This window comes from Aureispira sp. CCB-QB1, assembly GCF_000724545.1.
Taxonomy (GTDB): domain Bacteria; phylum Bacteroidota; class Bacteroidia; order Chitinophagales; family Saprospiraceae; genus Aureispira.
Map to the genome: position 1 here is coordinate 25,381 of NZ_JHBV01000031.1, position 16,244 is coordinate 41,624.

Here is a 16,244-nt window from a genome sequence, read left to right on the forward strand (position 1 = left end):
TAGAAGATAGATTATGACAACATTAAAAGAGACCACACTAAAGGAAGAAACAGTGCTTTATGCTACTACTTTTCCTGTGGGAACAATTATTTGCGAGCATCCAGTTGCTGATACTTCAGACATTGTTTGTTCTATCAAGATTATTGCCCCTCAAAAAATCTTGGATCAAAGTGTGGTTCAGATGCAGTTGACAGGAAGCACCGTATTATTTCCTTCTCAAACAACGTTTTATTACAAGATAAAAAATGAAGCGGTTGAGTATGCTTCAGAGAATGTCCCAGCTTCTGTAGCACTTCAAGAAGATTTGCAGGTTGTAGGTTTTTCAATTCCTGCTTCGTCTCAACTCATGTTCTTAACCAATACTAGCCAAGCTTTTGTTGGAGAAGAAGAGGAGTCTGATCGTTTGCAAGCGAATGATTTTAGAGCGACAGTATTAATTTTATTAAAGGAGAAAATAACTTTAGGGCGAACAACCTTGCCTAAAGAATCTCATATATACCTTACGGGCAAAGAATTGTCTTGGAGCTATTTTGGAGAAGATGCCAACCAGAACAAGATGCATCAACAAGGTGTGTTGATGGACTTTAGAGCACATGTAGAGCAAGCTTTAAAAACAGGAGAACTTGGTGATATTGAATATGAGGCATTGGAGTATCTGTCTACAAGTTATTTCAAAGAAAATATAGAATGGGCTTGTACTTTGTTAGGGCATTATTATAAAAATAAAGAGGAAAAGACAATTGCCGCCAAATATTACCTACAAGCTTACCGAACTGTTGTCGAAACAGACACTCCCAACCGAGAAAAAGCTTACCAATTAGATTATTGGATCTCAAAATTAAAGATGGGAGTCTCAATTACAGAAAAAAAGCATTCTTTAAGAAAGTTCTATATGTTTAATATTTTCTTGGTAGTAGTGCTTTTCTATGCAGGAGTCCATTTAAACGAAGAAGAAAAAGCATTCTTAGCAGGCTTACGCCCCCAACAAGATTCTTATGATTGGGCAACGTCTTTTTATGCTATATTGGGACTTATATGCTCTTTATTTGCGACCTATGTAGGCATTCGAACTTGGGCAACAATGCGCCGGATGGGAGTTGCTGTAGGCTTACTTTCGTTGCTTGGGTTTATTTATTCTATGGTTGTTTTGGTTTATGCAGATACCATGCGTATGGAAGATGTCCTAATGGTTTATGGTCCTTATATTGTGTTGGGAATGTGGCTGAATGCCTATGTGATGATGATGCGAGATCGTGATTTTTTGGAGGAGGAAGGCTAAGTTTTTTTGAATAGTTACTTAACTCTTAACAAGTCGAATGAAAACACTTTACCGCATACAAGCTTTTTTAGGTTTTATACTGTATCTCATTGGCTTTAATTTGGAGCAAGAACAACAGCGATTGGTTGCTATTTTCTATGAAAATGGATATGATGCTGGACCTTATGGAAAACCTTCTATGTATTTTGCCATAGCGGCAGGAATATACTGTCTGTATTGCTTTTTGGTCGCCATTCGCACCGCTCAACGACTTCCTTTTATGGGACGCATTTGGAGTGTAGCAAGTCTCTGTTTAGGAATTTTCTCCGTTATCTTATTTTCAAGCCCTAGAGCGATTAGCTTGGAGGAGTGTTTCTGGGCTTGGACACTATACATTGCTCTAGGGTGGGGATGGACGGTTATTGTTTATCGTACTATTGATAACGCTCCTATTATGAAGCCGATTTATAAGGATGAAATCCTAGATGATTTATCAACCAGCTCAAACGAATAGAATGGAATTTGATAAAGAACAATTTATAAAAGATATTTATGCCATTACTCGACTAATTCCTAAAGGTAGAGTAACGAGTTATGGTGCTATTGCAACAGCCTTGGAGCAAAAACGCCGTGTTCGAATGGTGGGGTGGGCAATGCATGGATGTCCAGAGGATGTACCAGCGCATCGAGTCTTGAATCGAAACGGTGTTTTGACTGGTCGTACTGCTTTTGGAGGAAATTTGATGGCAGAATTACTCCAAGCAGAAGGTATTGTTGTGAAAGATAATAAGGTGGTTGATTTTAAAACGCTCTTTTGGGACCCTCTAAAAGATATGGATTGTTGAGTAATAGACGATGTTTTGTTGGAGTAAGTGCCGCTAAAAAAGAAAGCGCATTTATGCAGTTTTTACTGAACGATTATTGAAAGATGGAAAAAAACAGTAAATTTCATTGTTTTGATCTTTTCGCTGCTGTAACCAAAAGGTCTATTTTATGTCTTCTCATTATTAAAAAATGCAATACTATACCACCCTCATTTTAGCAATTTTACTGTCTTCTTATGCCCCTTTTTTATACGCTCAAAACGACGTTATTGACCCCAACGATATTACCATTGCTAGAGATAAATGGGGAACGCCTCATATCTTTGCCAAAACAGATGCTGCTGTAGCCTATGGTTTAGCATGGGCAAACGCTGAAGATGCATTTGAAACGATGCAAGAATTGTTGATTATAGGTAAGCAGATGATGGGCAAAAAAGATGGCATAAAAGGCGCACCATTTGATTTTTTTGTACACTCGATTGGAACCGAAATGACTTATCAAGAGAATATTGGTAAGATTTCAAAAGAGTACATGACTTATTTAGATGGTTATTGTCAAGGAGTAAATGCTTATGCCAAAGCAAATCCCGACAAAATATTGCTCAAGAAAGCTTTTCCCATTGAACCCAAAGATATTTTAAAAGCTTATTTGGTGGGGTTTTCGGCATTGTCTGGAGCAGTTGACAAAGTAACCCATATTATGGAGGGGGATTATGATAAAGAACCAGCATCCAAACCTGCGGGATCAAATGCTTATGCTTTTGCACCTCACAAAACAACGAATGGTAATACTTTTTTGTGTATCAATCCTCATTTTAAAATAGAAGGTGCTTTTTCTTTTTATGATGCCCATTTGCACAGTGAAGAAGGTTTGAATATAACAGGAGCCTTGTTCCAAGGAGGCACTTGTGTTTTTATGGGAAACAATGAGCATTTGGGATGGGGGAAAACTTTTAACCACATTGATCAAGTTGATGTTTTTGAATTGGAAATGCACCCTCGAAAAAAGCTATATTACAAATACGATGAGGAATATATAAAGTTAGAAAAAAGACCTGTTTGGCTAAAAGTTAGGATAGGAAAAATAGTTATTCCTGTACGAAAGATGACCTATTGGTCGAAATTTGGACCTACCTACAAATCTCCTCAAAAAAAGTATTATGCCGTACGTTGTCCAGCCTTTTTTAATTTGAAAGCAGGAGAGCAGTACTACAGAATGAACAAAGCAACAAATTACGATGAATTCCAAGCGGCACTAAGTATGAATGCCCATTCTATGTTCAATCTTGTATATGGTGACAAGGATGGAAATATTTTGTATTTATGCAACGGTATGTTGCCGAAAAGAAACCCTGATTATGACTTTACACAGATACTAAAAGGAGATTCAAAAGAGAAGTTATGGACAGAGTATTACACCCAAAAAGAACTTCCTAGGGTAGAAAATCCTAATTGTGGCTATGTTTTTAATGCGAATAACACACCAACGAATGCGACTTGTGTGATTGGGGATAATTGTAGTAAGGAAGTTCTGAAATATGCCGATATGCGTTCTGGTGATAACAATCGCTCCACTCGTTTTATGGAGATGATGAACCAAGATAAAACATACACGTTTGAAGAGTTTAAAGCCTTGAAGTTTGATACTAAAATGACGCCGAATTCTAAATTTTGGGAAAGCTTATCAGGCTTGTTTGCCATCAATTCAGAAGAATATCCTCCTTTTGAAGAAGCGATAAATTTGCTTCAAAATTGGGATGGTGATGCTAGTGCTGAGAATACAACAGCCCCATTGTTTCTATTGACCATCCAATACGTTTTTGATAAGATGGGATATACCGATGTTCCTTTTACAACAGGGATACCGGATACAATTCCTGCACAATTATATATTGAAGCGATAGAAAATGCTTCTAAAGATTTGTTGCAACAACACGGTCGTTTAAAAGTACCTCTGAAAGATATACTTTTCCATAGACGCAACGGCAAATTGTATCCTGCGAGCGGATTTCCAGATGTCTTATCGCCCATTTATACGGTTCGCGAAGAGGATGGCAAGCAAGTGGCTGAATATGCCGATACTTATATTCATTTTGTAGAATTTGATAAAAAAGGACCTGTTCAAATTCAAACCCTTTTACCTTTTGAAGTTACGAAGGCTAGTGAGCAGTACGAAGATGAGTTGGAAATGTTTAATGAACGAGAACTAAAGACGATGAGTTTGAATAAAAAAGAGGTGCTCGAAAAAGCAGTAAAGACCTATCATCCTGTGCCTTGATGTCTTATTTGGCTTTGAAGCGTTCTTTAAGAATACAAGCGGTGGATTGTCTCCCAAACCAAGGGAGATTCAAAGCCTTTGTCTATTACATATTTAGCGATTTTCTGCTTGCGTTTGTATAAGTTGGGTTCTTTTAACAATCGGTTTCTTTTCTGAATAACCTGTTCGAGGGTCTCCAAATAATCCTCGTCTGGTAATTCATTTTGAATGGCTTTTTTGATGGAATAGGCAGAAACTTGATTTAGTTTTAGTTCTCTGATAATTCTATGTTTTCCCCACTTTTTTATTCTAAATTTGCCACCAGCAAAGGCAATGGCATAACGCAATTCATTGAGAAAATTGTCCTCTATTAGGTCAGCAATGATTGCATCTACATCATCTCCATAAATACCTAAATCAAGTAATTTCGAACGAACTTCTTTGTGACAGCGTTCTTGGTAGGCACAAAAAGCTTGCAATTTGGAACGAGCTTGATCGTAAGAAATGTATTTTTTCATAAGTGGCGGTATTATTTTTTTTGAATAAAAGAAAATTAATGCTCAAAAATGAAACTTTTTAGGGGAATAGTCTCGTTAAAGAAAACATAAAAGCATTAAAAATTAACAATATGAGCAATATCTCACCCGAACTTTTTTGAATATCTATATATATTTGTATATTTGCGCTACAATTAAGTGTGAGTAAAAAGAGGGAACAGAGACTGTTCCCTCTTTTTAATACATAGAATAGGGGTAAATTTTACCCAGAAGAAGAAATATAAGCATGATTTCACTAACAGAGAAATTAACAGCACTTCTTGAGCAAAAATTCCAAGAAGAGGAATTTAGCCACTTATTTCTAATTGAGTTAAAACAGCTAAACAATGATGTTATCCAAGTCTTTTTGGATAGCGACAATTTTGTAACCTACGAACATTGTGTTAAGATAAGTCGTTACTTAGAGGAACACATTGAAGAAGGTGGCTGGTTGGGCGAAAAATACACGCTCGATGTTTCATCGGCAGGTGTTGGAGCTCCCCTAAAACTCAAACGTCAGTACGTTAAAAATATTGGACGCAATGTAAGTATTGAAGTTAAGGACGATCACAAGCATGTCAAAGGTGTTTTGGCAGAAGTGAACGAAGATAGTGTTGTAGTTGAATACGAAGAAAAGGTAAAAATTGAAGGTCGAAAAAAGAAAGAGTTGATGACGATTCGCAAAGAGATTTCTTTCGACAACATTAAAAAAACGATAATTACAGTATCTTTTAAATAGTTAGTTTATAGAGCAACTACTTTTGTTGTTCGTACAATTTTGCGAAAGGTAGAATTGTAAACTATGAATTTAGATAAACATAAAATATTATGAAAGCATGAGCATCAATTTAATAGACTCATTCCAAGAGTTTAAGCATATAAAGAGCATTGATCTTCCTACGATGATCAGAGTACTAGAGGATGTTTTTCGTACTTTAATTCGCAAGAAATACAGCACTGATGAAAATTTTGATATCATCGTGAATGCTAATGAGGGCGATTTGGAGATTTGGAGAAAACGAGAAATTGTGCCAGATGGGGAAGTAGAGGATGATCGCTTTCAGATTACTATTACGGAAGCATTAGAAATTGAGGCAGATTATGAAGTAGGAGAGGAATGTTATCAGCGTGTTCATATCATTGATTTTGGTCGAAGAGCGATTATGGCTGCTCGCCAAACTTTGATTTCTAGAATATTAGAACTAGAGAAAGATAAAGTATTCCAGATGTATGTGGATCGTGTTGGAGAGGTTATTCGTGGAGAAGTACATCAAATATTGAAAAGAGAATTAGTTGTTTTAGATGATGAATCTGGGGTGGAACTGTTGTTGCCAAAGAGTGAAATGGTGCGTGGTGATTTCTTCCGTAAGGGAGATACCCTAAAAGCTATCATTCGCAAAGTTGATATGCGCAATAGCAATCCTGTTATTATCTTGTCTAGAACAGATAATACATTTTTGGAGAAATTGTTGGAACAAGAGGTACCTGAGATTGAGGATGGATTGATTACAGTTAAGAAAATTGTTCGTGTTCCTGGAGAGCGTGCAAAAGTAGCTGTAGAGTCTTATGACGAGCGAATTGATCCTGTTGGGGCTTGTGTTGGTATGAAAGGTTCTCGTATTCACGGTATTGTACGTGAATTGCGTAATGAGAATATTGATATTATCAACTTTACAACCAATGAGTCACTGTTGATTCAACGTTCTCTTACACCAGCTAAAATTTCTTCTATCGAAATTGACGGGGAAAGAAAGAGAGCTTCTGTGTTTTTAAAACCAGAAGAGATCTCTAAAGCAATTGGAAAAAAAGGTATAAATATTAAATTGGCTAGTAAATTAACTAGCTATACAATAGACGTTTATCGAGAAGGATTTGAAGAATCTGATTATGATGTTGAATTGGATGAATTCAAAGACGAAATCGAAGAATGGATTATTGACGAGTTAAAAACAATTGGATGTGACACCGCACGTAGTGTATTGGAACTGAATGTTGAAGAATTGATTCGTCGCACGGATTTAGAAGCTGAAACTATCGCTGAGGTAGTAGCTATTCTAAATGCGGAATTGGAAGAAGATGCTTCTGGTAATAATGAAGAAGAGGAATAATTTTGGTACTAAAAACTTGTAAGAAATTATGATGTAATCTAATGAAACAGTTTTTAACCTATAGGCTATTGCGGAAAAATACAGCCTAATTAAAAGCTATTGTTCTCGTCCCTTGCATGGGTCTCTTCTACTAAAGGAGTATTGAATCCTAATGAATTTTTTTAAATTAATATATAGGAGTATTTATAGTTCGTTTTTTGTCACCAAACAATTCTTAAAAATAAGATTATACGAGCTATTTATTTTAAAGTAACGTAAAATTATAGGATGTCAAAACGTTTAGTCAAAGTAGCTAAAGAACTTAATGTTGGAACAAAAACTATTGTCGAATTTTTAAATGACAATGGCTTTTCTGTGAGCAACAAACCCACTGCAAAGATTTCGGACGAGATGTATGATGCACTTGCCAAAAACTTTCAGAACTCTATCGCAATCAAGGAGAAAGCCAATCAAATTACAATTGGTACTCGCAAAACAAAAGAGGAGCAACCAAAAGAAAAAGCAAAAAATTGGAAAACTAAAGAGGAGGAAACAACAGAACCTGTAACACCTGTTGAGCCTAAAACAGAAACGCCTGTTGTAGACAATACTCCTGTGGTCGAAGAGAAAAAAGAACCTTTAAAAGAACAAGTAGAGGAGCAGAAAAAAGAAGAAGTTACAGAAAGTAAAACACCTCAGCTTACAGGACCTAAAATTTTAGGGAAAATTAACTTGGATAATCAAGGTAAGAGAGGTAAGAAGAAAAAAACAGAGCATAAAGTAGAGGATAAAAAGGTTCAGAATGAACCTAAGAAAGAACAGAAAGAAAAAACAGTCGTCAATACATCCAAGGACGAACGAACTAAAGATACTCCTAAAGAAGAAAAAGTGGTTGAAGAAATTAAACAACCTGTTGTTGAAGAGAAAAAGAATCCTGTGGTGGCTAAAGAAGAAGAGCAAACAACTAAGAAAGAGAAAACAGAAGAAACAACCTCTAATAGCTCATCTTCTAATACTGAGTTGGACATCAAAGTAGATGCTCCTCAGTTGAAAGGTTTGAAAATCTTAGGAAAAATCAATATTGCTTCTCCTAAATCTAAACGTAAGAAAAAAGGAAAAGACAATAAAAAGGGAGGAGAGGATAGTAATGATCCCAAAAAGAAGAATTTGGTGGCTTCTTCTGAGAGTGGTCAAGGACAGAAAAAACGTAGAAAACGTACTCGTGTTAATAAATCAGATGATTCTAAGAATTCTCAAGGATCAGGTTCTAACAACAACTCGTCCAACAATAAAGATAATGCTGAGGACAAGAAAAAAACGTTCAAAAAACCAGACGCAACACCAAGTAATCGTAGAAATAAGAAAAAAGGTAGACGCAAGGAAATTGACAACAAAGAGATTGATGATAAGCTAAAAGCAACAATGAATCTTTTGAGTGGTCGTGGTGGTAAGAAGAAGAAGTTTGGTGCTTCTCGTAAAGAAAGAGACGAACAACGTGCTGAGCGTTTGCGTGAAATTGAAAATAGCACAGAGGAAGCTCCTAAGATTCAAGTAACAGAATTTATCTCTGTATCAGAATTGGCAAACTTGATGAAAGTTAGTCCTACAGAGATTATCATGGCTTGTATGAACGAAAAACGTATGGTTTCTATCAACCAACGTATGGATAGGGAGTTGATTGAGTTGATGGGTATTGAGTTTGGTTATGAAATTGAGTTCGTGTCTGCTGAAGACCAAATGGAGAAAGATTACCAAATTGAGGATGATGAGTTAGATGATAACACGCCTCGTTCTCCAATCGTAACGGTAATGGGACACGTTGACCACGGTAAGACTTCTTTGTTGGATAGTATTCGTAAAGCGAATGTTGCTGGCGGTGAAGCTGGTGGTATTACACAACATATTGGTGCTTATGAAGTAAAGGTAGGAAACCAAGGAACAATTACGTTCTTGGATACTCCTGGTCACGAAGCCTTTACGGCAATGCGTGCTCGTGGTGCTAAAGTAACGGATGTAGCGGTTATTATTATCTCTGCAGATGATAGTATTATGCCACAGACTAAAGAGGCTATTAGTCACGCACAAGCTGCTGAAGTACCAATTATTTTTGCCATTAACAAGATAGATAAAGAAGGTGCAAATCCTGATAAAATCAAACAAGAATTGGCTTCAATGGACTTGTTGATTGAAGAATGGGGTGGTAAGTACCAAAGTCAAGATATTTCGGCTAAAAAAGGTTTGAACATTGATTTGTTGCTAGAAAAAATCTTATTAGAGTCTGAAATGCTAGAATTGAAAGCGAATCCAGAAAAACGTGCTGTTGGTACTGTTTTGGAAGCTTCACTTGAAAAAGGACGTGGTTATGTCGCTAAGATACTAGTTCGCAACGGAACCTTAGCTGTTGGAGATGCAATGGTGGCTGGTCCTCATTATGGTAGAGTTAAAGCAATGTTCAATGAACGTGGTAAACGTGTGAAAAAAGCAGGTCCCGCTACTCCTGTATTAGTTCTAGGTTTGCAAGGTGCTCCTCAAGCAGGGGAAACTATGAATGTGATGGCTTCTGAAAAAGAAGCGAAGGATTTGGCTGGAAAACGTGCTAATCTAGTTCGTCAACAACAAATTCGTGCTACACGTCGTGTTACATTGGATGATATTACAAATCGTATCAAGATTGGTAACTTCCAAGAGCTTAACCTTATCGTTAAAGGTGACTTTGATGGTTCTGTAGAGGCTTTGGCAGATTCATTGTTAAAATTGTCAACCGACCAAGTTCAAACCAATATCATTTACAAAGCAGTTGGTCCAATTACAGAATCGGATGTTAACTTGGCTGCTGCTTCGAACGCAATTATTGTAGGTTTCCAAGTACGTCCTAACCCAATGGCAAAACGCTTGGCAGAGAATGAAGGGGTAGAGATTAATACTTACTCTATCATTTACGATGCCATTGATGAAATTAAGTCAGCTTTGGAAGGAATGTTGGAACCAAAACAAGTAGAAGAAGTAATTGGTATGGTAGAGGTGCAGCAAGTATTCAAAATTTCAAAAGTGGGTGCTGTTGCAGGTTGTTTTGTTCAAGAAGGAAAAATTACCAGAAACAGCTATGTTCGAGTTATCCGTGGTGGCATCGTGGAATATCCCAAAAAAGAGGGCGTTCACGGCGAGTTGTCTAGCTTACGTCGCTTCAAAGATAGCGTAACAGAAGTTAAAAATGGTTTTGAATGTGGTTTGACCATGAAGAACTATAACGATTTGAAAGAAGGTGATGTTCTTGAGGTTTATGAAATCAAAGAAGTAAAACAAACTCTTTAAGAATGGTAATTAGTTTATTGTCAGTTTAATATGATTTTTAATAGAGTGACGTAAGAAAAATAAACAAGATTTACTTCTACATAATATAATGGTGGTGCTGTGCTGATCTATTTTCAGTGCAGCACTTTTTTATTTACCTTAAATGTTATTAGAGACAAGGAAGAAGTTGAAGAATTCTTAGTAAGAAATAAAAAAAATACTACGAATGAAAAACAACATTCGTAGTATCTCTAAACTTAAATGAGGATATATTTTATTTTCCTAATTCTGGACTAGTGCTAACCGTTGTATTGAGTTCTAAATTATCAAACTTAGCAACAGGAACCGTTGCTTGTCTTGCATCATCGTAAGCAACCATAACAGAATCGGAGATAGCCGTTAATGGGAACTCGGTTGAAACAATAGATTCTCCCAAAAAGATTTTATTAGGAACATTATCCAAGGTAAAGTGATAATAAGTTTTGCCATCAATTAAACTAGATTGAATGCGCTGAACATGACCGTAGATCGTATAGATTCCTTCTTTTTTATCGACAACTTTTCCTCCTCGATAAGAGCGAAGGGCTTCTTCTAATGTTTCACCAACACCAACAATAGAATGATCTCGAACAGAAACCATGGCGACCATTTTAATCAAACCTGCTTGGTCTTTTAAGGACAGGACATAAGTAGGAACATTATTGATATTGTATAAAATTGGAAAAGAACCAATGTATTTTTTTTCTTGAACTTTCCCCATTGCAGATCGACGAGCAGCTTCTTCGGTTGCCCCGACTTGTTTGTAACGAGTAGCTTCTTTGGTTCTTGTATTAACCAATACAAAACCAATTGTTCCTTCTTCTTGCCCGACAGAAGTAAGACCTGTGTACCAATAGGACTGATCATCTTTACCATAAACTAACGAGAGCCCTTTGGTGGTTGTCTTTTTGTCCAAATTAGAGAAGTTCCAATACCCATGAATATATTCTCCCCAGTATTCCAACTGTTCCTCTACCATTTCCATAGGTTGAATGCGATCTATCCACTTGGGAGCTGTTTCGGGGGTGTATTCTTTGATCTCGCCTGTTTCTGCATTAACAACAGCAACACCATAGGCATTCATACCACTAAAACCAACTTCGTGACTATATAAAGTAACAACCCAGTATGGTGTACCTTCATCATCAATTTCGAAGGTATAATCTGTCAAACCAGTTGTCATATACCCACTTAAATAAAGATGACGATGTAGATTGCTGCCAAAATAGGCTTCGGGTTGGTATTTGATTTTTACATTGCTAACCAATTCTACTTCTGGATCGGAGGTAGCTGCGACCTTGATATAAGCAGGTGTGCCTTCACGGTTATTAAACCACTTAAAAAAGCCTGAATGCAAAAGAGGAGCTATCCAAAAAAGTTCTCCATTAACATTTTGAATTCTAAATTCACCTACATAAGCTTGGCTACCCAAGGTGCGTTCTTGACCTGGTAATTCCTCTCCAAGAACTTTGTCACCCAACCGATGGGCTACCTCTTGGTCAATGATGCGAATTTTATCAAGTTCTACAGGAGGTACTTCCTCCGCAAAGTTTTCACTCAATTTTATTTCTCCAATCAAACCTTGATAAGACATAGCTCTAAAACCTTCCCAAGTAGCCAAACTAATGACCATAATGTAAGTGATTGTCAAAAGGGCGGTTAAGGTTGATAATTTGAATAAAAAAGTCTTTTTCTTATTGATAACTCGCAACTCAATAATCATTACTGTTAAAGCAATAAAAAAGATACCTACAGGCAAACTCAAGAACCACATGTTTAATACAGGGAGGTTCATATAGAGATAAACTGGGGCAACAATTAAAAGGAATAAACCATAGAGAATCTGTGCCAATCGGTTTAAAAATGAAGTGGGTTGACTTGTTGTCGTGCTCATATTTATGTATGTGTGTCTTTAATTTTTATAATACTTTGCTAATTTCATCTTTATTCAATCATTCGTTAAAACTAGGTAGTAACAACGCAGCTAAGTATTTTATTCTATGATAATAAATAATAAAAAGATCGAATGCTCTTAAAACAGAATTTTTTAAAAATTGGTTTCATCAAATCTCAATAACAAGACCATCGTATGCAATTCGTACATGAGGTGGCAATAATCGTTCTGTGTTGGCGTGTGTTCCCATTTTATGACTCAAGTGCGTTAGATAGGCGTTAGGAATTTGTAGTTGTTGAATGAAGTGTACAGATTCTTCCAGTGTAGAATGAGAATGATGAGGTTGATGTTGTAAAGCACTAATTACCAATGTTTCTATACCTTCTAATTTACGAATTTCTGACGGTTGGATAGATTTGAAATCGGTTAGATAAGCAAACGTTCCAATTCTGAATCCTAAAATGGGCAGTTTGCCATGAAAGATTTCTATTGGGGTGATATTTATTCCTGCTGCTGTAAATGTACTGTCTTTTGTTATTAAATGCTGTTGTACTTTAGGAACCCCTGGGTAGGTTGCTTCAAAAATGTAAGCATACCGCTGTTTGAGTTCTTTGGCAACCCTTTTTGTAGTATAAATAGGCATATCCATTTCATACATAAAGTTAAAGGGGCGAATATCATCTAAGCCAGCAACATGATCGCTGTGTTCATGGGTAATCAAAATGGCATCTATTTGCTTTGTTTTGGCACGAAGCATCTGCTGCCTAAAGTCAGGACCTACATCAATTACAATTGTTTTTCCTTTTATTTCAATTTGAATAGAAACTCGCAAACGATTGTCTCTAAAATCGGTAGAAAGACAGGCATCGCATTCGCAACCAATGACAGGAATGCCTTGAGATGTTCCTGTCCCCAAAAAAGTAACTTTCATGTAGTAATATTCGTTTATGTTGGATTTGTGTATACTTCAACTTCTGTTGTTGTACAACAAAATATTTCTTCTTGTAAAGATAAAATTCTATCTATTTTGTAAGGCATCAATCTTTGACAGAATCAAAATGATTAAAAATAACCTCAAAATAAGTAGGGTTAAAAAAATTATCCATACTTAACACGTCAATTGTGTTTTTATGTGTTCTATTGGGAAGCAAATCATGCCCTAGCACCTCTACAAAAATATTACGCATCAACTCAATACAATACAGCGCCTGGTTATCTTGATCATCAAATCCCATGTCAAATGGAACTTTTTCTTTTAAGAGTTGGTGTGCTATTTGTAAAATTTCCCGTTTTTGTTCAGGTAGGCATTTTAGACGAACCAACACCAGACTTCCTGCGGCACTTTGTTTGATGTATTGCTCTAAAGGTTCGATATGGACATGATTCACCTGCTCGTTAGAAGCGGTATGGAGGACTTGTATGGGCGGTTTAGATGTATTAATAATAAAAGCGCAGTGGGTAACGGGGTATTTTTCTTGAAGAAAATCAGCAATGAAGTCACTAATACTACCAAAGCCTTTTCGCAATAAGATATCCCCATCTTGAAGTAGACGGAGTTCTCTAGAACTTAAAGAATCAGAATTCGTATTTTGTGCTTTACCATTGCCAAATAATAAGTATTGTGTTAGATTGGGCATGGTTGTGTCCCATGTTATGGTAGCAAATGAATTAACAGTTGTATCAGTGGACGAAGATTTGCATGCAGAAAAGCAAAAAAGGACTACTGTTAGCAGTAGTCCTTTTAATATTGTGGGTATATTTTTTTTATTCCGCATTAGATTCTTTGGGTTGATCAACCAACCATTTTCCTCCCTCTTGAATTACGGTAATACTTTTGCAATTGCCTGTAATTTCTTCACAACAGTCACAACTAGCTTTTTGATCGGAAGTAGTGCATTTGATTGTAATGTTCTGACTTACATCTAGCCCGCCAAAAAGAGAGTTGATTTGATCTTCTTTGCCCATTTGCTGGAGCATATCAATACGAGTAGCCATAAAGTCCATCACAGGATCTGTGCGGTTGGATGTAAATTCTTTTGCGCCTTCAAAATCATTTGCCTTTATTTTTTGGATAAAGCTTTCCATTGTTTCATCAGGAGAGCCCTTAGAATTTGTTGAGCCAGAAGATTCACACCCCAAAAAAACAAATAGGGAACAGAAAAGAGTAGCGAAAAGAATATGTTTCATTGGTCAATTGTTTTAGTAGTCCATTGATTTATTTAATAATGGGATTCTTATAAGAAGAATTCCTAATAAGGAAAATCCATTTGAGCAAACCACTTTTCGTCTTGTTGAATCATTGTTAATTCAACATCAAATTCTGGATTGCAACATAGTTGGCAAATCGTAGTGCCACTTTTCTCAGCACAAGTAACTTTGGAAACTTCCATTTTGTAAGGAGCAATCAATTCCTCTTTTTCTTCAGCATTAATCATCTTTAGATTCGTAGCAAAATCTCTTAACGATTCTTGAGTTGATTTCGTTCCGTATAATTTAGCTTTTTCAAAATCTTCTGCTTTCAAAGCCTCAAAGAAACCTTTAGCTGCTGCTTCAGGAGTACTTTGATCCGTTTGAGGCTCAGACGTGCACGCAATATTTAAAAACAATAAAAAAACTAAGGCAGTCAATAAACGCATGATAGTATATTTTAGTAGTTTGTCAACTTTTATCTTAAGCATTCCATATAGTGTTGAAAACCCAATCAGTTGGCGATCAATTTATATTAGAATATTGCTGTTTTCTTAAACTGACGTAAGAAACGAACATCATTTTCAAATAATAGTCGAATGTCATCAATTTGATACTTTAACATGGCGATACGTTCCACACCCATTCCAAATGCAAATCCAGAATATTTATCCGTATCAATACCACAATTTTTTAAGACCGCAGGGTCAACCATGCCACATCCCAAAATTTCAAGCCAGCCTGTTCCCTTTGTAATACGTTTGTCGGCTTCTGTTTCGCACCCCCACCAAACATCTACTTCTGCACTGGGTTCTGTAAACGGAAAGAAAGAAGGACGCATACGAATCTTAGTAGCTCCAAACATCTCTTTCGCAAAGTAGTAAATGGTCTGACGTAGATCTGCAAAACTTACTTTTTCGGCAATATACAAACCCTCTACTTGATGAAATTGGCAGTGTGCTCGAGAAGAAATCGTCTCGTTTCTATAAACACGACCAGGTGCAATAATACGTATCGGTGGTTTTTGGTTCATCATAACATGAGACTGAACAGAAGACGTATGAGTACGCAACAATCGGCTAGGGTCATTCAAGATATAGTAGGTGTCCTGCATATCCCTAGCAGGATGATCTTCTGGCGTATTCAAAGCCGTAAAGTTGTGCCAATCGTCTTCAATTTCACTATCTTCTGCTACTGTAAAACCAAGTCGATCAAAAATTTCAATCATTTGATTTAGAACCAAAGAAACAGGGTGTCTAGACCCCAATTCTAAGGCTTCTGCTGGTGCCGTCAAATCTATTGCTTCGACCTGATTCGCAGCTTGCGCTGTTAGCGCTTGTTGAGCAGCATTAAACTTTGCCTCAGCAGCCTGCTTGACTTCATTGACAAATTGCCCATATTCTTTTTTGCGTTCATTAGGGATGTTGCGGATTTCACCAAACAAAGGTTTGATGGTATTTTTTGTTCCTAAATATTGTATGCGGAAAGCTTCTAAAGCTTCTTTATTATCAATAACAGCCGCTTCAATTGCTTGTTGTATTTCTTTTACTTTATCAAATGCTTCAATGACCATAAAGCTAGTTGGTTGTTTCTTTATTAAATAAATACGACTAAAAGAGTACTTGGTGGATTGTTGTTTGATTGTTAATTGTTTGCAGTCTCAAATTTGAAAATAGATTAGATTAACAATCAAGCGGATACAATTTTTCCACGAAGTATTGACAAAAATAGCTTTTTCTTTAGCTAATGTCAAAAAAACGACCCATATGTTTATATTCTAACTGAATTACAAGTAGGAAGTCTTCCACAATAGATTCTAACTTCTTTTGAATCGTAGTAGCGCAACGGAGTATTATATTCTGAAATCTTTT

14 protein-coding genes are annotated in these 16,244 nt (G+C 36.5%); 7 read left to right on the forward strand and 7 right to left on the reverse strand.

Annotated features, from left to right (window positions below):
- Positions 1-13: 13 nt before the first annotated feature.
- The 4 genes from CG11_RS16075 to CG11_RS16090 all read left to right on the forward strand — a co-directional run bounded on the left by CG11_RS16075 (position 14) and on the right by CG11_RS16090 (position 4,360).
- Positions 14-1,279, forward strand: coding sequence for a DUF2975 domain-containing protein (locus CG11_RS16075; protein WP_052597812.1), 1,266 nt, complete (start codon positions 14-16; stop codon positions 1,277-1,279).
- A gap of 37 nt (positions 1,280-1,316) precedes the next feature.
- The gene (locus CG11_RS16080; protein ID WP_052597813.1) at positions 1,317-1,772 is read left to right on the forward strand and encodes a hypothetical protein; all 456 of its coding nucleotides are present in this window, start codon (positions 1,317-1,319) and stop codon (positions 1,770-1,772) included.
- Position 1,773: 1 nt separating this feature from the next.
- The gene (locus tag CG11_RS16085; protein WP_052597814.1) at positions 1,774-2,103 is read left to right on the forward strand and encodes an MGMT family protein; all 330 of its coding nucleotides are present in this window, start codon (positions 1,774-1,776) and stop codon (positions 2,101-2,103) included.
- Between the two features lie 169 nt (positions 2,104-2,272).
- Entirely contained in the window at positions 2,273-4,360 is a 2,088-nt protein-coding gene (locus tag CG11_RS16090; RefSeq protein ID WP_052597815.1) for a penicillin acylase family protein, read from the forward strand.
- A 26-nt stretch (positions 4,361-4,386) separates the two neighbouring features.
- Here the strand turns inward: CG11_RS16090 and CG11_RS16095 are convergent, their stop codons facing one another.
- Entirely contained in the window at positions 4,387-4,857 is a 471-nt protein-coding gene (locus CG11_RS16095) for a regulatory protein RecX (protein ID WP_052597816.1), read from the reverse strand.
- Between the two features lie 265 nt (positions 4,858-5,122).
- Here CG11_RS16095 and rimP point away from each other — a divergent pair, with 265 nt between their 5' ends.
- The 3 genes from rimP to infB all read left to right on the forward strand — a co-directional run bounded on the left by rimP (position 5,123) and on the right by infB (position 10,274).
- Positions 5,123-5,614, forward strand: coding sequence for a ribosome assembly cofactor RimP (rimP, locus tag CG11_RS16100; RefSeq protein WP_052597817.1), 492 nt, complete (start codon positions 5,123-5,125; stop codon positions 5,612-5,614).
- A gap of 97 nt (positions 5,615-5,711) precedes the next feature.
- The gene (nusA, locus tag CG11_RS16105; protein ID WP_052597818.1) at positions 5,712-6,983 is read left to right on the forward strand and encodes a transcription termination factor NusA; all 1,272 of its coding nucleotides are present in this window, start codon (positions 5,712-5,714) and stop codon (positions 6,981-6,983) included.
- Positions 6,984-7,250: 267 nt separating this feature from the next.
- Positions 7,251-10,274, forward strand: coding sequence for a translation initiation factor IF-2 (infB, locus tag CG11_RS16110; RefSeq protein WP_052597819.1), 3,024 nt, complete (start codon positions 7,251-7,253; stop codon positions 10,272-10,274).
- A 253-nt stretch (positions 10,275-10,527) separates the two neighbouring features.
- On the opposite strand, the gene CG11_RS16115 is transcribed toward infB, so the two are convergent.
- The 6 genes from CG11_RS16115 to pheS form a co-directional block, all read right to left on the reverse strand.
- Positions 10,528-12,186: a hypothetical protein gene (locus tag CG11_RS16115; RefSeq protein ID WP_197043867.1), complete on the reverse strand. Its 1,659-nt coding sequence runs from the start codon at positions 12,184-12,186 to the stop codon at positions 10,528-10,530.
- Between the two features lie 169 nt (positions 12,187-12,355).
- Positions 12,356-13,117: an MBL fold metallo-hydrolase gene (locus tag CG11_RS16120; RefSeq protein ID WP_052597820.1), complete on the reverse strand. Its 762-nt coding sequence runs from the start codon at positions 13,115-13,117 to the stop codon at positions 12,356-12,358.
- A 106-nt stretch (positions 13,118-13,223) separates the two neighbouring features.
- Entirely contained in the window at positions 13,224-13,823 is a 600-nt protein-coding gene (locus tag CG11_RS16125; protein ID WP_052597821.1) for a YiiX/YebB-like N1pC/P60 family cysteine hydrolase, read from the reverse strand.
- 127 nt (positions 13,824-13,950) lie between these two features.
- Complete coding sequence (locus CG11_RS16130; RefSeq protein WP_052597822.1) at positions 13,951-14,373, reverse strand: hypothetical protein; 423 nt, start codon at positions 14,371-14,373, stop codon at positions 13,951-13,953.
- A gap of 62 nt (positions 14,374-14,435) precedes the next feature.
- Entirely contained in the window at positions 14,436-14,864 is a 429-nt protein-coding gene (locus CG11_RS16135; protein ID WP_156039800.1) for a DUF4878 domain-containing protein, read from the reverse strand.
- 44 nt (positions 14,865-14,908) lie between these two features.
- Positions 14,909-15,946: a phenylalanine--tRNA ligase subunit alpha gene (gene pheS / locus CG11_RS16140; RefSeq protein ID WP_052597824.1), complete on the reverse strand. Its 1,038-nt coding sequence runs from the start codon at positions 15,944-15,946 to the stop codon at positions 14,909-14,911.
- Positions 15,947-16,244 lie beyond the last annotated feature (298 nt).